This window comes from Stenotrophomonas sp. SbOxS2, assembly GCF_013416715.1.
Classification (GTDB): domain Bacteria; phylum Pseudomonadota; class Gammaproteobacteria; order Xanthomonadales; family Xanthomonadaceae; genus Stenotrophomonas; species Stenotrophomonas lactitubi.
Window position 1 is genome coordinate 40,139 of sequence record NZ_JAAVXD010000003.1, and the last position, 18,619, is coordinate 58,757.

Genomic DNA, 18,619 nt, shown 5'->3' on the forward strand with positions numbered 1-18,619 from the left:
GTGGGCCCGCTCCGCCCCGTGGCTCATCCAGGGAGCAGGACATGACCATTGAAGTAGACGACGTCAGCCCGGGCGGCAGCCCGATTCTCGTGCACAGCCGCGAGAAGGACTTCACCCCGGCCCACGGCGAAGAACACATCGAGGCGATCAGCGCGTACATCGAGCGCCATCTGGGGCCGATCTCCGGCGTCTTCCACGAAATCATCTCCGATATCGTGCACATCGACGTGCACGTCGTGCCGGCTACCGATGAATGTCCGTACCTGCGCCTGGTGACCTCGGGCATGAGTGATCTGCCGATGTCCGTGCCCGAGGAGGTGGACGCCCCCCGGCACATGGAACTGATGGTGACCCTGCCGGCCGACTGGCCGATCAGCGATGACGCCTTCAAGGACGAGCGCAACTACTGGCCGGTGCGCCTGCTGAAGACCCTGGCGCGGTTGCCGCACGAGTACGACACCTGGCTGGGTTTCGGCCACACCATTCCCAACGGCCATCCGTCCGAGCCCTATGCACCGGGCGTGGGATTCGATGGCGCCATCGTGCTGCCGCCGGTCACCACCCCGGACGACTTCGGCACGTTGGCGCTGGAAGACGGCACCACCATTGAGTTCATGGCGATCGTGCCGCTGTACCCGGAAGAGATGGACCTGAAGCTGAAGAAGGATTCGGAAACCCTGCTGGACCGCTTCGATGCGAAGAACATCCAGGATGTCATCCAGCCGGGGCGCACCAATGTGGCCAAGAAGCGTTTCGGCCTGTTCTAGGCCCTGCGCGTACCATCAGACTCTGTAACCGTTGAATCGACCGCTGAATTCCAGGCCCACCGCAATGACCATCCTGCTTACCGGCGCAGCCGGCTTCATCGGCGCCTACACCGCGCGTGCCCTGCTTGATGCGGGCCAGTCCGTGGTCGGCCTGGACAACTTCAACGATTACTACGACCCGCAGATCAAGCGCGACCGCGTGGCCGCGCTGTGCCCGACGCTGGACCTGCGCACCCTGGACCTGACCGACCGCGACGGACTGGCCGCACTGTTCGACGAAATACAGCCGACGGCGGTGATCCACCTGGCCGCGCAGGCCGGCGTGCGCTATTCGCTGGAAAACCCGCACGCCTACGTCGACAGCAACCTGGTCGGCTTCGTCAACATGCTCGAGCTGTGCCGCCACCGTGGCGTGCAGCACCTGGTGTATGCGTCCAGCAGCTCGGTGTACGGCGATTCGGCTACGCCGCCGTTTTCCGAAGACCAGCGCGTGGACCAGCCGCGCTCGCTGTACGCCGCAACCAAGGCCGCCAATGAACTGATGGCCTACACCTACGCGCAGCTGTATGGCCTGCATGCCACCGGCCTGCGCTTCTTCACCGTGTACGGCCCGTGGGGTCGGCCGGACATGGCACCGCTGCTGTTCTCGCGCGCGGTGCTGGCCGGTCGTTCCATCGATGTGTTCAACGAAGGCCGCATGCAGCGCGACTTCACACATGTCTCCGACATCGTGGCCGGTATTCTCGGCGCCCTCGCGCACCCGGCTGATGGTCCGGTGCCGCACCGGGTGTTCAACCTCGGCAACCACACGCCGGTCGAGCTGGAGCGCTTCATCGGCGTGATCGAGCAGGCCGCCGGTCGCCCCGCGCAGAAGGTCTACAAGCCGATGCAGCCGGGCGACATGGTGCGCACGATGGCCGATACCCGGCGCGCACATGACGCATTTGGCTACGAACCGGCCATGCCCATCGAACAGGGCCTGCCACCGGTGGTGCAGTGGTGCCGCGAGTATTTTGCTGATCGCGCGTGAGAACGCATCCTCACACTGCCGGATTCATCTTCGGATAACCTCGGCGTCGGAAAATGCGCGGTCTTTGTCCCTCCTTGGCCGAGTCCCCCCATGAGCCAACCCGAGCTGTCCGTCGTCGTCCCAGTATTCAACGAGCGCGACAACGTCGCGCCCCTGGTGGCCGAAATCACCGCTGCACTGCGCGGCCGGCTGCCGTTCGAGATCGTCTACATCGACGATCATTCGCGCGATGACACCCTGGCCGTGCTGCAGGGCCTGAAGGCCACCACGCCGGAACTGCGGGTGCTGCACCACGTCTCGCAGAGCGGGCAGAGCACCGCGGTACGTACCGGCGTCAAGCACGCGCGGGCACCGTGGATCGCCACCCTGGACGGTGATGGCCAGAACGATCCGGCCGACATCCCCAAGCTGCTGCAGGCCCGCGGTGCCGCCGATGCCCAGGTGAAGCTGTTCGCCGGCTGGCGCGTCAACCGCCAGGACAGCGGCAGCAAGCGCTGGGCCAGCAAGTGGGCCAACGCCATCCGCGCGCGCATGCTGCGCGATGACACCCCCGATACCGGCTGCGGCATCAAACTGTTCGAGCGCAATGCCTTCCTCGATCTGCCGTACTTCGACCACATGCATCGCTACCTGCCGGCACTGATGCAGCGCGCCGGCTGGAAGACCGTCAGCGTGCCGGTCAACCATCGCCACCGCACTGCCGGCGTGTCCAAGTACAACAATCTCGGCCGCGCGCTGGTCGGCATCCGCGACCTGCGCGGCGTGGCCTGGCTGATCACCCGCAGCAAGCGCACCGCGGTGGAGGAGCGTTGATGGATCTGGAGCTTCACTGGCTGGACCAGCCGCTGACCTGGCTGTACTGGACCGGCCTGCATGTGACCGGTTGGAAGCTGATCGGCTACACCGGCGCGTTGATGTTCGGCGGCCGCTGGCTGGTCCAGTTCGTCGCCTCCAAGCGCGCCGGCAAGCCGGTGATCCCGCGCTTGTTCTGGTACATGAGCGTGGTCGGCAGCCTGATGACGCTGAGCTACTTCCTGTTCTCGGCCAAGCAGGACTCGGTGGGCGTGCTGCAGAACCTGTTCCCGGCGTTCACCGCGTTGTACAGCCTGCAGCTGGACATCAAGCACCGCGGCTGGAAGCGGGACAAGGCCAGCCACTGAAGCTCGGGTAGACGCCGACCTTGGTCGGCGCTGGGTTTTGCGGGGCCAACCAAGGTTGGCCACTACCAGAGCGGCCATGCTGGCGCCCCGGTGCTCCGGTAGACGCCGACCTTGGTCGGCGCAGGTGTGCCCAGCGGCAGGGGCATCCACGCATGGCGTGGATCTACTGAGGCCGGGCTCCCTCCCATGCCATGCGAGGCGCGGGCTTTTCCACACATCGAGCGCAAGAGCAGCCGACCAGCGGTCGGCTCTAGGGTCCCGGCCTGCGGCCGTTCCCGGTCCTGCCTGCGTTGCAGGCAGGACCTTCGTCCCATGCCTTGCGTGGTGCGGGGTGCCATGATCAGGGTCTGCCTTCCCGGGAACCTGTGCTCGTGAAAACCCGTCTTGCCGTAGCCCTGCTGATCGCCCTGTCTGCCCCTGCCGTGGCCCTGGCCGCACCGCCCACCGCCACCGCGCCGGCCAGCGTGGCCACTGAATCGCCCGCCGACGCGGCCTTCCGCGCGTTGTACGAGAAGGAATGGAAGTGGCGCCAGGACGGCGGTGGCGAGGCCAGCGAGGACGAAGACGCCCCGGCCAACGCCACCCGCATGCCCGACGTCGGTGCGGCCGCGCAGCAGGCACGCCTGAAGGTATGGGACGAAACCCTGGCCGCGCTGAAGAAGATCGACCCGAAGACCCTGTCGCCCGACAACCAGGTCAACTACGCGATCTACCGCGACCAGGTGTTCAACCTGGCCGAAGAAGTGCGCCTGCGCGGCTACGAGATGCCGTTCAACGCCGACTCCTCGTTCTGGTCCAATCTGTCCTTCATGGCCCGGCGCGAGATGAAGACCGTGCAGGACTACCAGAACTACATCGCGCGCCTGAATGATGTGCCGCGCTACTTCGACCAGCAGACCGAAAACATGCGCTCCGGCCTGAAGCGCGGCTTCAGCGTGCCGCGTGCGGTGCTCGATGGCCGCGAGGTGTCCATCGCCACCGTCGCCGAACTGAAGGATCCAACCGAATCGCCGTTGTACGCGCCGTTCAAGAAGCTGCCCAACACCGTCCCGGCTGCCGAGCAGGCCAAGCTGCAGGCACAGGCGCGCGCGGCGATCAGCGGCAAGGTGGTGCCGGCGTTCCAGCAGCTACGCACCTTCTTCGTCAACGAATACGTGCCGCAGGCGCGTACCACCCTCGCCGCCGAAGCGATGCCCGGCGGCAAGGCGTACTACAAGCAGCAGATCCACGAATACACCACGCTGGACCTGTCGCCGGACGAGATCCACCGCATCGGCCTGGATGAAGTGGCACGCATCCAGAAGGAAATGAACGACATCATCAAGCAGGTGAAGTTCAAGGGCAGCTTCGCCGAGTTCCTGACCTTCCTGCGTACCGACCCGCAGTTCTATGCCAAGACGCCGGAAGAACTGCTGTCGCGTGCCGCATGGATCTCCAAGCGGGCCGATGGCCAGCTCGGCAAGTACATGACATTGCCGCGTGCGCGCTTCACCATCGTGCCGGTGCCGCCGGACATCGCGCCGTTCTGGACCGCCGGCCGGGGTGGCATGGGCACCTATTGGCTCAACACCTACAACCTGCCGTCGCGCCCGCTGTACAACCTGCCGGCGTTGACCCTGCACGAATCCGATCCGGGCCATGCACTGCAGGGTGCCATCGCCGCCGAGCAGAAGAACCTGCCGGAGTTCCGCCGCAATGCCTACATCTCCGCCTATGGCGAAGGCTGGGCGCTGTACTGCGAGAAGCTGGGCGTGGAAATGGGCATCTACGAAACCCCGTACGAGGATTTCGGTCGCCTGACCTACGAGATGTGGCGCGCCACGCGCCTGGTGATCGACACCGGCGTGCACAGCAAGGGCTGGAGCCGCGAGCAGGCGCTGGCCTACCTGCGTGACCACACGGCGCTGAGCGAGCACGAAGTGACCACCGAAGTGGACCGCTACATTTCCTGGCCTGGCCAGGCGTTGAGCTACAAGCTCGGCGAGATCGCCATCGTGCGCCTGCGCGCGCAGGCGGAGAAGGAACTGGGTGACAAGTTCGACATCAAAGGCTTCCACGATACGCTGCTGAAGCAGGGCTCGGTGCCGTTGCCGGTACTGGAACAGCAGATCCAGGCGTACATCGCCGAACGCAAGAAGGCCTGAGCCGTCGCGTCGCCGCGCCGCCGGGCATGGCCCGGCGCTACCGGAATGCGCGGTGGTAGTGCCGGCCGCTGGCCGGCAACCTCAGCAGAAAGGGGCGGATCGCATGATCCGCCCCTTTCGTCTTTCAGCCTGCCGTCCGCACCTTCGCCACGCGCGCAGCAAAGGTCGGCAGCACCAGCAGGGTCAGCACCGTGGCGGTGATCAAGCCGCCGATCACCACTGTTGCCAGCGGCTTCTGCACTTCCGCACCGGAACCACTGGCGATCGCCATCGGAATGAAGCCGACGATGGCCACCAGCGCGGTGGTCAGCACCGCGCGGATACGGCTGGACGCACCATTGATTGCGGCCATCATCGGCACGTCACCGGCGTTCAGGCGCTCACGGATCGCCTGCATCAAAACCAGGCCGTTGAGCGTGGCCACGCCGGACACTGCGATGAAGCCCACCGCTGCCGATACCGAGAACGGCATGCCGCGCAGCAGCAGGGCGAGGATGCCGCCGACCAGCGCCAGCGGTACGCAGCTGAATACCAGTACCGCTTCCTTGCCGCTGCGCAGGGCCATGAACAGCAGGCTGCCGATCAGCAGGAACACCACCGGCACCACTGTGGCCAGGCGCTTTTCCGCGCGCTGCAGGTTCTCGAACTGGCCACCCCAGGTCAGGTACGCACCGGGCGGCAGCGCCACCTCGGCGACGGCGGTCTGCGCCTCACCAACGAAGCCGCCGAGATCGCGGCCACGCACGTTGGCCTGCACCACCACCCGGCGGCTGCTGTTGTTGCGGCTGATCTGGTTCGGCCCTTCGCTGACGCTGATGCGCGCGACCGAGGACAGCGGAATCACCACACCGGCCGGTGTTGCGATCGGCAGCGAGGCCAGCTGATCCGGGTCGTTGCGTGCGCTGTCGTCCAGCCGCACCACCACGTCAAAGCGACGGTCGCCCTCGAAGATCTTGCCGGCCGCCGTGCCGCCGATGCCGGTGGACAGCGCATCGCTGACGTCCGCGGCGGTCAATCCGTACTGCGCCGCTGCCACATGGTCGATCTTGACGTTGAGCGTGGGCAGGCCGGAAATCTGCTCCACGCGCACATCGGCCGCACCTTCCACCGCACGCAGTTTCAGCGCCACCTGGTCGGCCACCTTCTGCAGCTGGCTGAAGTCATCGCCGAAGATCATCACCGCCAGATCGGTCCGCACGCCGGAAATCAGCTCGTTGAAGCGCAGCTCGATCGGCTGGCTGAACTCGAAGCTGTTGCCCAGCTGCTGGCCGGCCAGCTTTTCGAAGCGGGCCACCAGCGCTTCCTTGCCCAGCTTCGGATCGGGCCAGTCCGCACGTGGCTTGAGCACGATCACGCTGTCGGAAATGTTGGTCGGCATCGGATCGATCGCCGCTTCAGCGGTACCGGTACGCGAGAACACCGTTTCCACTTCCGGTTGCTTGGCAATCGCCTTTTCCAGCGCCAGCTGCATCGCCAGCGATTGCTCCAGTGAGGTGGACGGCACGCGCAGTGCCTGCATTGCCACGTTGCCTTCATCCAGGGTAGGCATGAACTCGCGGCCGAGCAGGCCGAACGAACCAATACCCACCAGCAGCATCAAGCCCGCACCCGCCACCACTGACCGCGGCCGCGCGACGGCCTGGCGGATGATCGGCTCGATGCGCCCACGCAGCACGCGGATCAGCTTCGTTTCGTGCTCGCCATCATCGCTGTGCGCCTCGCCCTCCTTCAGCTTCGGCTCGCGCACCAGCAGCGCGGCCATCGCCGGCACGAAGGTGAAGGAGAAGATGAAGGCACCCACCAGGGCCAGCATGAACGTCGCCGCCATCGGATGGAACGTCTTACCCTCCACGCCTTCCAGGGTGAGGATCGGCGCGAACACCAGCAGGATGATCAGCTGTCCGAACGCTGCCGGTCGTGCCATCTTGCGCGCCGAATCGGCCGCTACACGCAGGCGTTCCATCGCGGTCAACGCGCGGCCCAGTTCGGCACGACGCTGGCCCAGCATCAGCAGCGTCGACTCGATCACGATCACCGCACCGTCCACCAGGATGCCGAAGTCCAGCGCACCCAGACTCATCAGGTTGCCGCTGATGCCGAAGCGGTTCATGCCGATCACCGCGAACAGGAACGACAGCGGGATCACTAGTGCGGTGATCGCCGCCGCGCGCAGGTTGCCGAGCAGCAGGAACAGCACCACCACCACCAGCAGTGCGCCCTCGGTGAGGTTCTTGGCCACGGTCTTGATGGTGGAATTGACCAGCACGCTGCGGTCCAGCACCGGCGCCGCCACGATGTCCGCCGGCAGCGACTTGTTCACCTGTTCCAGGCGCGCGGCGGCGGCCTGGGCCACGGTGCGGCTGTTGCCGCCGGCGATCATCAGCGCGGTACCGAGCACGGCTTCATGGCCGTTGCGGCTGGCCGCACCCAGGCGCGGTGCGCGGCTCAGTTCGACCTCGGCCACATCGGACACCCGTACCACCACGCCATTGCGGGTGGCCACAGGCGCCTGTGCCAGATCGTCGGTGGTCAGTGCCAGACCGTCGGCACGCACCACCAGGCCTTCGCCGGCACGCTGCACGAAGCCGGCACCGGCCTGCACGTTGGAGCGCTGCAGGGCCGTCACCAGATCGGCCAGGCCCAGGCCATGCGCGGCCAACCGCGCGCTGTCCGGATGCACGCCGTATTCCTTGACGTAGCCACCGACGGTGTCCACGCCGGCCAGCCCGGGGCTGGAACGCATCTGCGGCGCGATGATCCAGTCCTGCACGGTGCGCAGGTAGGTGGCGCGCTCTTCCGGCGTGCGCAGCAGATTGCCTTCCGGCGTGCGGTAGACCTCGCCGGCCTGCCAGCCGGCTTCGCCCGGCGTGGCCAGTTTTGCAGGGTCGAACGCGGTGAAGTCCACCGTCCACATCAACACCTCGCCGAGGCCGGTGGTGACCGGCGACAGCATCGGCGAGGCACCCTCGGGCAGCGCCTCGGCGGCCTCGCGCATGCGTTCGGCCACCTGCTGGCGGGCGAAGTAGATGTCGGTGGCATCGGTGAAGATCGCGGTGACCTGCGAGAAGCCATTGCGCGACAGCGAACGGGTGGTGGTCAGGCCGGGGATGCCGGCCAGCGCGGTTTCCAGCGGATAGGTCACCTGCCGCTCGATCTGTTCGGGCGTCAGTGCCGGCGCCACGGTGTTGATCTGCACCTGGCGGTTGGTGATGTCCGGTACCGCATCGATCGGCAGCTTGCCGAGCTGGAACAGGCCCACGGCGGCAATGAGTGCAGCCAGGGCCACGACCAGCCAGCGGTGGCGTACCGCGGTTTCAATGATGAGCTTGAACATGGATGGTCCTCAGTGCCCGTGCTCGGCTTCGCCCTTGGCCAGTTCGGCCTTGAGCAGGAAGGCGTTGGCGCCGACGATGCGTTCGTTGCCGCTCAGGCCACCGAGGATCTCAATGCGGTCGCCGGCGCGTCGGCCAGCCAGCACCGGTTGCACCTTGAAGCCGCCCTCGACGGCGACGAACACCGCGCTGCTGCCATCCACGTTCTGCACGGCATCGGCCGGCACGCTCAACGCGCCGTCCTTGCCGTCGGTGACCACCACCGCCGACACCGGCGAACCGGCGGGCGGCAATGCCGCATTGACCGGCGTGGCACGGATCACCGCCACGCCACCCTGCTGGCGCACATCGGCGGCAGACCCGGTGACGGTGGCACTGAAGCTGCCGCCCGGCACGGTCACTTCCAGCGTCATGCCCGGGCTGACCTGTGCGGCCAGCGCTGGCGGTGCGGTGAATACCAGCTCGTTCATCGACGGATCGGCGACGTCGGCCACCGGGCTGCCGGCTGCCACCACGCCACCGGGCGTCACCTGCACGTTGCCGACGATGCCGGCCACCGGGCTGGTGATGCGCACGCGGCCGCTGCTGTCGGGTGAACCGTTGGCGGCGGCCTGTGCCTGTGCGGCCGCAGCCTGCGCCTGTGCCGCCAGCGAGCGCGCACGTGAGGTTTCCAGTTCCTGGCGGGCGACCACGCCCTGTTCGACCAGCGCCTTGTCACGGCCATGGGCCAGGCGCGCCGCCTCGGCTTCCGCAGCGGCGGCAACCGCATTGGCGCGGAACACCGCCGCCTCGCCGCTGACCACGATCGCCAGCGCCTGGTTCTGCTTCACTGCCGTGCCCGGTGCGACCAGCACGCGCTCCACGCGCCCGGTTACGGTGGAGGCGACCGATGCACGCGCACCGATCGATGGCTCCACCCGGCCGGACAGCCGCGTTGAACCGCCGCCGCCGCGGCCGACAGCAACCACGTCGATGCCGGAGGCCTTGATCTGCTCGGGCGTCAGCTGCACCACGCCTTCATCGGCGTCGGGCACCTTGCTTGTTTCGGCCTTGGCTTCGGTGCTGTCAGCGGCATGACCATGGCCGTCGTCGGCCGCTGCCTTGCTGGCGGCATCCGACGCGTCCGGGGTCTGTGCGTTGCCGGAGCAGCCGGCCAGGAATACGGTCAGCAGCAGGCCACCAACCAGGGGGAAAGAGCGGGACAGGTTCATCGGGCCTCCACAAAAGGTGCGCGCCCTTCGAGGCGGGCGAGATCGATTTCCGCGCCGACGCGCGACAGACGCGCGTCCACAGCGGTGCCGCGGGCGGCGATGAGGGCACTGCGGGTACTGCGCAGTTCCAGCTGCGAGATGCGTCCGGAGTCGAAGCCGATGCGGGCCAGCCGATAGGCCTCCTCGGCGGCCACGACGCTTTCATCGGCGGCACGGGTGCGGCTGCCGGCAGCTTTCAGCCCCGCCACCGCCGACAACCGTTCCGCTTCGCTGTCGCGACGCTGCTGGTCCAGCCGCGCTTCGGCCGCACGCTGTTCAGCACTGGCGGCGCGGATGCCACCACGGTTGCGGTCGAACAACGGGATCGAGAGGCTGACGCCGAGCGTGTACGCCTGCTCGCGGTCCTCGCGGAAACGCGTCTGCGCGGCCGTGACGCTGAGGTCGGGCAGGGCACGCTTGCGCTCCACATCGACCAGGCGACCGGCTGCATCCACCTCGGCTTCGGCGACGCGCACGGCCAGTGCCACATCGGTGGCGCCGCGCGGTGTCGGCGGTGCGCGGTCGAGCAGGCTGTCGTCGATGGTCTGCACCGGTGCATCCAGCAGGGCCGCACCGGCCAGGCGGGCCAGTGCAGCATCGCGGAAGGCCTGCGCCTCATCCAGCGCGGCGCTGGCATTGGCCACTTCGCTTTGTGCCTGCACCGCGCGCAACTGCGGCTCGCGGCCATGCTTGACCATGGCGGTGACCGCCGCCGCATCGTCGCGGGTGAGGGTCAGCGCTTCGTCGGCCAGGGTGTAACGACGCAGGGCGCTTTCCGCCTGTGCGTAGATCGCCGCCAGCTGGCTGGCGACATCACTGCGGCTCTGCGAACCACGCAGGGCAGCGGCCTGTGCCTCGGCGCGGGCGGCGCGGACGCGCGCGCCACGCTGGCCCCAGACCTCCAAAGGCTGGGACAGGGTAAGCACGGTGTCGGCCCTGCCCATGCCGCCGTAGGAGCCCGTGCCCCAGGCGTTTTCGGCGGACCAGGAAAGGGAGGGATTGGGCAGCGCCCGGGCCTGGTCGGCGCGGGCGTCGGCCGCCTCGGCCAATGCCGCGCCGACGCGGGCGCCGGGCAGCTGGTCGAGACGTTCAAGCAGGGTGTCGTACGAAGGTGCGGCTTGTGCGGCGACCTGTGCGGCGGGGATCAGGCCCAGCAGCACGGCGACGACCAGCCCGGCCGCGCGCGGCGACCGACGTGTCAGGATCGACATAGGGGGATTCCGGTTGTGAGTGAAACGGGAGCCCGCGATTGCGGGACGCGCTCAACTCACGCCCGGGGAGGACGTGCCAGTTCGTCCTGGGCGACCGCATAGGTCGCCGCGTCGCCTGCATTCATCCAGCGCGCCGGTTGCGGCGTACCAAAGGCGGCGAAGGTGCTCGCCGGCAGGCTCAGGTTGGAGTGGTGGCAGTGGTTATGACTGCAGGCAGCGGTGTGCTTGCCGTCATTGTCATTGTCACCGTCGGGCTCTTCGGCAGCCGACTCCACATGCACCACCGTGCTGTCGTGCGGTTCCACCGCACACGCCAGAACATCGGCCACCGGCACGACCACGAACGCCGCCATCAGCAGCATCAGCAGGTACGAACGAAGGTGGCGGGCGATCCGGCGCATGGAGGGGAGGCTAGCAAGCGGTTTTCGGTGGATACAATATCAATGGCCACCTCGGGAATTCGTCGGAACCTCCCGTTCAGCTGCGCCGCGCACGGGACTGCTGCTCTGGTAGGTGCCGATCTTGGTCGGCACGCCTTTCGGTCCGTGGGGTGGGACACCGGGATGCGCTTCTGTAGAGCCGAGCCCATGCTCGGCTGCTGTCGCGCGACCAGCTGCCCCGGTAGGTGTCGACCTTGGTCGACACGCTTTTTGACCCCCGACACATTGCCGGCCAGCGGCCGGCACTACCGGTCGGCGGGCAGCTTCGCGATTACCTTGATCTCGAACTGGAAGCCATACAGCCAGGTCACGCCGATGCCGGTCAGGGTCGGGTGCGGCGCTTCGCCCCAGTATTCGGGCACGATCGCCCAGGCCTTTTCGAAGTTGGTTTCCGGATCGACCAGGAACACGGTCACGTCGATCACGTCGTCGAACGCGCAGCCGGCCGCGGCCAGCACTGCGTTGAGATTGTCGAAGGCGCGGCGCACCTGGGTCTCGAAGTCCGGCTCGGGCGAGCCGTCCTCGCGGCTGCCGACCTGGCCGGAGACGAACAGGAAGCCATTGGATCGAATGGCCGGCGAGTAACGGTTGCGCTCGTACAGCGCCTGCCGGCCGGCGGGAAAGACGACATCGCGGTGGGACATACGGGGGATTCCAGACGGGAGGAGACCATCCTCCCCGCTGCCGCTGTCTAGATAAACCGCGATGATGCGCCTAGATTGATTGGTAATTCCAAATAATCAGAGCCGCTGACATGGACCGCTTCGAGGCGATGCGGGCGTTTGCCCGGGTGGTGGAGACCGGCAGCTTCACCCGCGCCGCGCATACGCTGCAGCTCAGCCGCACCACGGTCACCCAGCTGGTACAGCAGCTGGAAGCGCATCTGCGGTTGCGGCTGCTCAACCGCACCACGCGCCGGGTCAGTGTCACCGCCGATGGCGCGGCGTATTACCCGCGCATCGTGCGTCTGCTGGCCGAGCTGGAAGAGGTGGAGGGCGGCCTGGGCGATGCCGCCGCACAACCGCGCGGTCGCCTGCGCATCGATGTGCCCGGACCGTACGCGCGGCTGCGGCTGGTACCGGCGCTGCCCGGCTTCCAGGCGCGCTATCCGGACATCCAGCTGGAGGTGGGGGTCAGCGACCGCGAGGTCGATGTCATCGCCGACAACGTCGACTGCGTGATCCGTGGCGGCACCCCGGCCGACCCGGCGTTGGTGGCGCGGCCGTTGGCGAGCCTGCCGATCGGCTTCCATGCCAGCCCTGGCTATGTGCAGCAGTTCGGTATGCCGGACCACCCGCGCGCGCTGCAAGGGCCGGACCACCACACGGTCGGTTTCCTCAGCCCGCGCAGTGGCCGTGCCCGCGTGTTCAGCGCGCAGCGCGGTGCCGAGCGCATCGAGGTGCAGGGGCGCTATTCCATCGGCTTCGATGATGGCAATGCCTATCTGGCGGCGGGCCTGGCCGGCCTCGGCGTGGTCGCGCTGCCCAGCTACATGGCCGAACCGCATGTGGCGCGCGGCGAGCTGCTGCCGGTGCTGCAGGATTGGCAGCTGCCGCCGATGCCGATGCACGTGATGTTCCCGCCGAACCGGCACATGAGCCAGCGGCTGCGGGTGTTCATTGATTGGGTGGTGGAGAAGTTGGGCTGAGCCACCGCTCGATCACCGCCACGCCGCATGCCACTCCGTCCTCGTTCGCCATTGCAGCGCCCAGCGCGGCTGCACGCGCGCGCGTATCCGCCTGCTCGGCGAACGCCAGTGCATCGGCCAACGCCTGCGGCTGCAACCGTTTCGGTGACAGCGGCGCAGGCGCTACACCCAGCCGCTGCAGGCGATCGGCCCAGAAGAACTGGTCGGCGGCAAACGGCATCACCATCGACGGTATGCCGGCACGACAGGCCGAATGCGTGGTGCCGCTGCCACCATGATGGATCGCCAGCGCGCAGCGCGGCAGCAAGGCTTCATGCGGGGTGGGCCCGATCACAAATACCGTGTCGGGCAACGCCATGTCGGGCACGCCGACCCAACCGGGGAACAGCAGCACGCGGCGCGGTGCCAGCGCCGACAACAGCGCCGGCAGCACGCGTTCGCGGTCGAAGCCGGTCATGCTGCCGAAGCCCAGATAGACCGGCGGTGGCCCGGCATCGAGGAAAGTCTGCAGTTCCGCCGACGGTTGCCACGGCGCAGCAGGTGCCGACCATTGGCCACACACGACATGGTCGGCCGGCCAGTCCAAAGGCGGTGCCAGCAGCTGCGGCGAGATGCCGTACAGCATCGGCAGGCCGGTCCACAGCGAGCGTCGTGGCCGCTGCCCGGCGTGCTGGCGGGCCGCGTTGATCGGGCCGCGGAACTGCCGCCAGATCAGGCCGTTGACCAGCCCGTAGCTGGCCCGGTTCAACCATCCCGGTGAACGCCCGGGTGGGAGGAAGGGCGAGCGGAATGCGCGCGTTGGTGTCAGCGGAATCATGCCGGCGCCGATCACCGGAAGACCACGACGTTCGCCCACGCTCATGCCGACGAACGCCGCCAGGCCGCCGGTCAGGATCGCATCGCAGCCCTCGGCTGCAGCATCGGCCTGGCGCATCCAGCCGGCGACGTGCTGCAGCGCCATCCGTGCCAGCCCGGTGCTGGCGGCGGCCACGCCGTTGCCGCGTGAGACCAGCGCCACCACTTCATCGTGGATGTCGCCTTCCAGCGCCGCGTGCGGGACGCCCATTGCTTTCGCGCTGCCCAGGGTGCCGCCGTCGGCCAGCAGCATGACGTCGTGGCCGGCCGCGATCAGCCCGTGGCAGAGCATGACCAGCGGGCGTGTATCGCCTTCGGTGCCGTAGGTGAGGGCCAGCAATCGCATTGGAGCCTCCGCAGTGAGGCGGCAGTATGCCGGTATCGCAGTGTTCGTCCCGCCTACCCGTTGGCGCGCCGCATGGGACAATCCCGCATCACCTGCCCACGCTGCACGGGCGCGCGCACCAGGATCCAGCACCGCATGACTGCACTGCCTTCACTACCGTCCGTTGTCTCCTGCCTGCGCGTTGCTGCTCACAGGTGTGCGGCATGAGCCGCGTCGTTGCGCTGGATACCGAAACCACCGGCATCTCGCATCGTCTGGGCCACCGGGTGATTGAAATCGGGGCGGTGGAACTGATCGATGGGCAGCTCAGCGGCCGTCAGTTCCACACCTATCTGCAGCCGCAGCGCAAAGTGGACTGGGGCGCGCAGCGCGTGCACGGCATCAGCGATGCGATGCTGGTGGGCAAGCCGCTGTTCGCGAGCAAGGCCGCCGAGCTGCTGGAGTTCCTGGGTGGCAGCGAGATGGTCGCGCACAACGCCACTTTCGATGTCGGCTTCCTCGACAACGAGCTGCGCCTGGCCGGCATCGCCGAAGGGCTGGCCCAGCACTGCCGCGTGACCTGCAGCCTGAAGCTGGCCCGCAACCGTTGGCCGGGCATGCCCAACAAGCTCGACGATGTGCTGCAGCGCCTGCGTATTCCCGGTAATCGTGGCCTGCACGGCGCGCTGAAGGACGCCCATCTGCTGGCCCAGGTCATTCCACACCTGCGCTGAGCTGGCCCCCGTCGCCGTGTTCAGCCTTGCCCTGTGGGTAAGTTGCGCAAGGTCTTGATTGCGTGCATAATGCGCGGCTCGCTGTGTCCGGTTTCGTACCGGGCGGCGCCCCCGGGAGCACGTCCCCGGCCGCCCAACGCCAGCGTAACCCTTTGATTCTCTTGACGTGTGGTGGGCAACCATCGAGGCCGCCGTCTCCCGGGCTACGGGCTGACACAACTTACTATCGAGGTGCGCCATGTCCCGCGTATGCCAGGTTTCCGGCAAGCGAGTGCAGACGGGTAACAACGTCTCGCACGCCAACAACAAGACCCGTCGTCGTTTCCTGCCGAATCTGCACGAGCGCCGCTTCTGGGTTGCCAGCGAGAACCGCTGGGTGAAGCTTCGTGTTTCCGCGCATGCACTGCGCACCATCGACAAGAACGGTATCGATTCCGTTCTGGCTGAGCTGCGTGCGCGCGGCGAAAAGGTCTGAGGAGTAGACGATCATGGCAGGCAAGCGCGATAAGGTCCGTATGATTTCGACCGCTGGTACCGGTCACTTCTACACGACCGACAAGAACAAGAAGAACACCCCGGGGAAGATGGAATTCTCCAAGTACGATCCGGTCGTGCGCAAGCACGTCCCGTACAAGGAAGGCAAGATCAAGTAATCCGCAAGGATTGCTGATTGCCTCCGAAGAAACCCGCCCTCGTGGCGGGTTTTTTTGTGGCCCCCCGCCCCCGGTAGGTGTCGACCTCGGTCGACACGTTCCGACCCCGGTGGGTGCCGACCGTTGGTCGGCACGCTTGGCGCGGCTCGACTCCACCCACCCCGCTGGGCAGAATGGCCCATCACCCTCCCGACGGGCGCGCCTGATGCTGTTCGAGTGGTTGCTGGGTTCGTATCTGCTGCTGATCGACTGGCTGATCCGGCTGGTGGCGCTGTGCTGGATTCCCACCCGCACCACGCCGGGCGCGGCGCGCAGCTGGCTGCTGCTGGTCGGCTTCGTGCCGCTGCTGGGCCTGCCGCTGTACCTGCTGTTTGGCCACCCGTGGCTGTCGCGCGAACGCATCCGCCGGCAGGCCGAGGCCTCGCAGGTGATCCGCGAGGAGCAGGCGCTGCAGCGCCGCCTGCGCTGGACGCCACAGCCCGATTCGGCCAGTGCCGAAGTGGTGCCGCTGGTGCAGCGGCAGGGCGATTTCATGCCGGTGCATGGCAACGCGGTCGACCTGCTGACCGACTACGACGAATCACTGCACAACCTGATCGCCGATATCGACCAGGCCCAGGACCGGGTGCACCTGCTGTACTACCTGATGTTCGATGACACCGTAGGCGAGGCCATCGTCGAAGCCCTGCAGCGTGCCGCAGCGCGTGGCGTGCAGTGCCGCGTGCTGCTGGATGCGGTGGGCGCCAAGCGTGGCCTGCGTGCGTACAGCAAGCGGCTGCGGTCACGTGACGTCGAAGTGCGCGCGATGCTGCCCGGCGGCCTGCGCTGGCGCCGCAGCGGACGCATGGACCTGCGCAACCATCGCAAGATCGCGGTGATCGACAACGAAGTGGGCTATGTCGGTTCGCAGAACCTGGCGCGGCCTGAATTCGTTGCCGGCCACCCCAACCGCGAGCTGGTGGCGCGCGTGCGCGGGCCGGCGGTAGCGCACCTTGAAGCGGTGTTCGCCAGCGACTGGTACATCGAAACCGGGCAGCGCCTGGACGTCATCGCCGACGTGCCGGTGTGCAGCGAGGACATCGCCACCCAGCTGCTGCCCAGCGGCCCGGCCTACCCCTACAGCAACGCACGCGATGCGGTGGCCGCGCTGATCCATCTTGCCCGGCGCCGGCTGGTGATGGTGACGCCGTACTTCGTGCCCGACGAAGCAACGCTGAGTGCACTGCGCATCGCCGCACTGTCCGGCGTACAGGTGCAGCTGATCCTGTCGGCCAGCAACAACCAGCGGCTGACCTCGTGGGCGCAGGAGGCCTACTACGACGAGCTGCTGCGCTGCGGGGTGCAGATCGCGCTGTACGAGCCGCAGTTCCTGCATGCCAAGCACATGAGCGTGGACGAGGACATCGCCGTGCTCGGGTCGATCAACATGGATATCCGCTCGTTCGCGCTGAATGCCGAAATCGGCCTGATCTGCTACGACCGTCAATTGGTCACGCAGCTGATCGCCATCGAGGACGACTATCTGCGCCAGTCGCGCCTGCTGGACCTGGAGCAGTGGCGCAAGCGCCCAGCGTGGCTGCGCAGCCGCGAAGGCATCGCACGGCTGGCCGATGCGCTGATGTAGGCCGGCGCCAGCCGGGCAGGGTCGATGGCCTACAATCGGCGCATGACTGATTCACCGCGTAATGGCGAACTGGACCTGGCGATCATCGGTGGTGGTGCGGCCGGGGTGCTGGTGGCGATCCAGGTGTTGCGGCAGGCCCGGGTGCCGCTGGCGCTGGCCATCTTCGAACCTGCCTCGCAGCTGGCGCAGGGCATTGCCTATGCCACGCCGTGGCCGGAGCACCTGCTGAACGTACCGGCGGCGAAGATGAGCGCCTTCCCTGACCAGCCCGGCGACTTTCTTGATTTCCTGCAGACGGCCAACGCCTACCCGGGCGAGGCGCGCGAGGTGCTGGGCGAACGTTACGTGTGTCGCCATTACTTCGCCGCTTACCTGCAGCAGCGCCTGCGCGAGGCCGAAGCGACCAGCGCGGCGCGATTGCAGGTCATCGCCCAACCGGTGCTGGCGCTGCATGCCGATGACCACGGTTACCAGCTGCAGCTGGGCGATGGCCGAACGCTGCATGCAGCGCAGGCGGTGATCGCTACCGGCAACAGCATGCGGCCGCTGCCGGTCGACGGCGCCGATGCACTGCCTGCCGATGACGTGGTCGAAGCCTGGGATTACGACGGCGTGCGCACGCTGGCCGGTGGCCATGCACTGGCCATCGTCGGCTCCGGGCTGAGCATGGCCGACACCGTACTGGCGCTGGCGGCCGCAGGTCACAGCGGGCCGCTGCACGTGATCTCGCGCCATGGCCTGCTGCCGTTGCCGCATGCACATGGTGGCCAGCCGGCGTTCGACCCGCAGGAGCTGCTGCCGATGACCCTGCGCCAGCGCCTGCGCGCACTGCGCCAGCACGCACGGCAGGCTCAGGTCGATGGCATCCCGTGGCAGGGCGTGATGGACCGCATCCGTCCGCACGGCCAGGCACTTTGGCTCAGTCTGGGCGAGGCCGACCAGCGTCGCTTCCTGCGCCACGTGGTGCGCTACTGGGACGTACACCGCCATCGCATCGCTGAGCCGGTGGCCCAGCAGTTGCAGGCGTTGCAGGCCAGCGGCCAGCTGCGGGTTCACCGCGCCCGCCTGCAACGCGTGTGGCGCGACGGGGATGCCCTGCAGCTGTCGGGTCGCGAGGCGGGCGGCGGCAACGTGCAGTGGACGATCGGTGCGGTGGTCAATGCCACGGGCGTGGAAACCCGTGCCTCGGCGCTGCGCAACCCCTTGCTGCAGCAGCTGCAGGTCGACGGCCTGGTCCGTCCCGGCCCGCATGGGCTGGGCCTGGACAGCAGTGTGCCGGGCGACCGGCTGTGCGCAGCGGGCGGCAAGCCGCAGGCGCGCCTGGGGGTACTCGGCAGCCTGCGCATCGGCAGCCTGTGGGAAAGCCTGGCGGTGCCTGAACTGCGTCAGCAGGCGCAGGCACTGGCCGTGCAGGTGGTCGCAGGAGCTGCGACGTCGATGCCGTAA

17 protein-coding genes are annotated in these 18,619 nt (G+C 67.5%); 11 read left to right on the forward strand and 6 right to left on the reverse strand.

All coding sequences use genetic code 11. The annotated features are described in order from the left end of the window. Nucleotides 1-41 precede the first annotated feature (41 nt). The 5 genes from HFK18_RS05340 (at nucleotide 42) to HFK18_RS05360 (ending at nucleotide 5,101) form a co-directional block, all read left to right on the forward strand. Complete coding sequence (locus HFK18_RS05340; protein ID WP_180164903.1) at nucleotides 42-767, forward strand: suppressor of fused domain protein; 726 nt, start codon at nucleotides 42-44, stop codon at nucleotides 765-767. Between the two features lie 64 nt (nucleotides 768-831). Next, nucleotides 832-1,797, forward strand: a complete 966-nt coding sequence (locus HFK18_RS05345) for an NAD-dependent epimerase/dehydratase family protein (RefSeq protein ID WP_180164905.1) — start codon at nucleotides 832-834, stop codon at nucleotides 1,795-1,797. Between the two features lie 90 nt (nucleotides 1,798-1,887). Then, complete coding sequence (locus HFK18_RS05350) at nucleotides 1,888-2,610, forward strand: glycosyltransferase family 2 protein (protein WP_180164907.1); 723 nt, start codon at nucleotides 1,888-1,890, stop codon at nucleotides 2,608-2,610. Beyond that, nucleotides 2,610-2,957: a lipid-A-disaccharide synthase N-terminal domain-containing protein gene (locus HFK18_RS05355; protein ID WP_025878793.1), complete on the forward strand. Its 348-nt coding sequence runs from the start codon at nucleotides 2,610-2,612 to the stop codon at nucleotides 2,955-2,957. The genes HFK18_RS05350 and HFK18_RS05355 overlap by 1 nt, the downstream gene beginning before the upstream one ends. A gap of 371 nt (nucleotides 2,958-3,328) precedes the next feature. Further along, nucleotides 3,329-5,101: a DUF885 family protein gene (locus HFK18_RS05360; protein ID WP_180164909.1), complete on the forward strand. Its 1,773-nt coding sequence runs from the start codon at nucleotides 3,329-3,331 to the stop codon at nucleotides 5,099-5,101. 124 nt (nucleotides 5,102-5,225) lie between these two features. On the opposite strand, the gene HFK18_RS05365 is transcribed toward HFK18_RS05360, so the two are convergent. The 5 genes from HFK18_RS05365 to HFK18_RS05385 form a co-directional block, all read right to left on the reverse strand. Then, nucleotides 5,226-8,435 (reverse strand): CusA/CzcA family heavy metal efflux RND transporter, encoded by a 3,210-nt coding sequence (locus tag HFK18_RS05365; RefSeq protein ID WP_180164911.1) that lies wholly within the window; start codon nucleotides 8,433-8,435, stop codon nucleotides 5,226-5,228. A 9-nt stretch (nucleotides 8,436-8,444) separates the two neighbouring features. Beyond that, nucleotides 8,445-9,644, reverse strand: coding sequence for an efflux RND transporter periplasmic adaptor subunit (locus tag HFK18_RS05370; RefSeq protein WP_180164913.1), 1,200 nt, complete (start codon nucleotides 9,642-9,644; stop codon nucleotides 8,445-8,447). Beyond that, nucleotides 9,641-10,894: a TolC family protein gene (locus HFK18_RS05375; protein ID WP_180164915.1), complete on the reverse strand. Its 1,254-nt coding sequence runs from the start codon at nucleotides 10,892-10,894 to the stop codon at nucleotides 9,641-9,643. The genes HFK18_RS05370 and HFK18_RS05375 overlap by 4 nt, the downstream gene beginning before the upstream one ends. A 56-nt stretch (nucleotides 10,895-10,950) precedes the next feature. After that, nucleotides 10,951-11,295 carry a hypothetical protein gene (locus HFK18_RS05380; RefSeq protein ID WP_089237867.1) on the reverse strand — a complete coding sequence of 115 codons (345 nt, stop codon included), beginning with the start codon at nucleotides 11,293-11,295 and terminating at the stop codon, nucleotides 10,951-10,953. A gap of 284 nt (nucleotides 11,296-11,579) precedes the next feature. Then, nucleotides 11,580-11,978, reverse strand: a complete 399-nt coding sequence (locus tag HFK18_RS05385; protein WP_180164917.1) for a RidA family protein — start codon at nucleotides 11,976-11,978, stop codon at nucleotides 11,580-11,582. Between the two features lie 110 nt (nucleotides 11,979-12,088). Between HFK18_RS05385 and HFK18_RS05390 the strand changes: the two genes are divergently transcribed. Continuing rightward, entirely contained in the window at nucleotides 12,089-12,982 is an 894-nt protein-coding gene (locus tag HFK18_RS05390) for a LysR family transcriptional regulator (RefSeq protein ID WP_180164918.1), read from the forward strand. Here HFK18_RS05390 and HFK18_RS05395 read toward each other — a convergent pair. Then, the gene (locus HFK18_RS05395) at nucleotides 12,951-14,183 is read right to left on the reverse strand and encodes a glycosyltransferase (RefSeq protein WP_180164920.1); all 1,233 of its coding nucleotides are present in this window, start codon (nucleotides 14,181-14,183) and stop codon (nucleotides 12,951-12,953) included. The genes HFK18_RS05390 and HFK18_RS05395 overlap by 32 nt on opposite strands. 203 nt (nucleotides 14,184-14,386) lie before the next feature. Between HFK18_RS05395 and dnaQ the strand changes: the two genes are divergently transcribed. The 5 genes from dnaQ (at nucleotide 14,387) to HFK18_RS05420 (ending at nucleotide 18,619) form a co-directional block, all read left to right on the forward strand. Beyond that, nucleotides 14,387-14,896, forward strand: coding sequence for a DNA polymerase III subunit epsilon (gene dnaQ / locus HFK18_RS05400; RefSeq protein WP_180164922.1), 510 nt, complete (start codon nucleotides 14,387-14,389; stop codon nucleotides 14,894-14,896). 238 nt (nucleotides 14,897-15,134) lie between these two features. Beyond that, a complete protein-coding gene (gene rpmB / locus HFK18_RS05405) occupies nucleotides 15,135-15,371 on the forward strand; it encodes a 50S ribosomal protein L28 (RefSeq protein ID WP_005411638.1) in 237 nt (78 codons plus the stop codon). A 10-nt stretch (nucleotides 15,372-15,381) separates the two neighbouring features. Next, nucleotides 15,382-15,549: a 50S ribosomal protein L33 gene (gene rpmG, locus HFK18_RS05410; RefSeq protein ID WP_170272460.1), complete on the forward strand. Its 168-nt coding sequence runs from the start codon at nucleotides 15,382-15,384 to the stop codon at nucleotides 15,547-15,549. Nucleotides 15,550-15,754: 205 nt separating this feature from the next. Continuing rightward, nucleotides 15,755-17,173 carry a cardiolipin synthase gene (cls, locus tag HFK18_RS05415; protein ID WP_089237853.1) on the forward strand — a complete coding sequence of 473 codons (1,419 nt, stop codon included), beginning with the start codon at nucleotides 15,755-15,757 and terminating at the stop codon, nucleotides 17,171-17,173. A 24-nt stretch (nucleotides 17,174-17,197) separates the two neighbouring features. Then, nucleotides 17,198-18,619 carry an FAD/NAD(P)-binding protein gene (locus HFK18_RS05420; protein ID WP_180164924.1) on the forward strand — a complete coding sequence of 474 codons (1,422 nt, stop codon included), beginning with the start codon at nucleotides 17,198-17,200 and terminating at the stop codon, nucleotides 18,617-18,619.

What these genes read in the sequence shown, in the direction of transcription:
- HFK18_RS05340 (WP_180164903.1), top strand. Translation starts at nt 42, where the DNA reads ATGACCATTGAAGTAGACGACGTCAGCCCGGGCGGCAGCCCGATTCTC.
- HFK18_RS05345 (WP_180164905.1), top strand. Translation starts at nt 832, where the DNA reads ATGACCATCCTGCTTACCGGCGCAGCCGGCTTCATCGGCGCCTACACC.
- HFK18_RS05350 (WP_180164907.1), top strand. Translation starts at nt 1,888, where the DNA reads ATGAGCCAACCCGAGCTGTCCGTCGTCGTCCCAGTATTCAACGAGCGC.
- HFK18_RS05355 (WP_025878793.1), top strand. Translation starts at nt 2,610, where the DNA reads ATGGATCTGGAGCTTCACTGGCTGGACCAGCCGCTGACCTGGCTGTAC.
- HFK18_RS05365 (WP_180164911.1), bottom strand. Translation starts at nt 8,435, where the DNA reads ATGTTCAAGCTCATCATTGAAACCGCGGTACGCCACCGCTGGCTGGTC.
- HFK18_RS05370 (WP_180164913.1), bottom strand. Translation starts at nt 9,644, where the DNA reads ATGAACCTGTCCCGCTCTTTCCCCCTGGTTGGTGGCCTGCTGCTGACC.
- HFK18_RS05375 (WP_180164915.1), bottom strand. Translation starts at nt 10,894, where the DNA reads ATGTCGATCCTGACACGTCGGTCGCCGCGCGCGGCCGGGCTGGTCGTC.
- HFK18_RS05380 (WP_089237867.1), bottom strand. Translation starts at nt 11,295, where the DNA reads ATGCGCCGGATCGCCCGCCACCTTCGTTCGTACCTGCTGATGCTGCTG.
- HFK18_RS05385 (WP_180164917.1), bottom strand. Translation starts at nt 11,978, where the DNA reads ATGTCCCACCGCGATGTCGTCTTTCCCGCCGGCCGGCAGGCGCTGTAC.
- HFK18_RS05390 (WP_180164918.1), top strand. Translation starts at nt 12,089, where the DNA reads ATGGACCGCTTCGAGGCGATGCGGGCGTTTGCCCGGGTGGTGGAGACC.
- HFK18_RS05395 (WP_180164920.1), bottom strand. Translation starts at nt 14,183, where the DNA reads ATGCGATTGCTGGCCCTCACCTACGGCACCGAAGGCGATACACGCCCG.
- dnaQ (WP_180164922.1), top strand. Translation starts at nt 14,387, where the DNA reads ATGAGCCGCGTCGTTGCGCTGGATACCGAAACCACCGGCATCTCGCAT.
- rpmB (WP_005411638.1), top strand. Translation starts at nt 15,135, where the DNA reads ATGTCCCGCGTATGCCAGGTTTCCGGCAAGCGAGTGCAGACGGGTAAC.
- cls (WP_089237853.1), top strand. Translation starts at nt 15,755, where the DNA reads ATGCTGTTCGAGTGGTTGCTGGGTTCGTATCTGCTGCTGATCGACTGG.
- HFK18_RS05420 (WP_180164924.1), top strand. Translation starts at nt 17,198, where the DNA reads ATGGCCTACAATCGGCGCATGACTGATTCACCGCGTAATGGCGAACTG.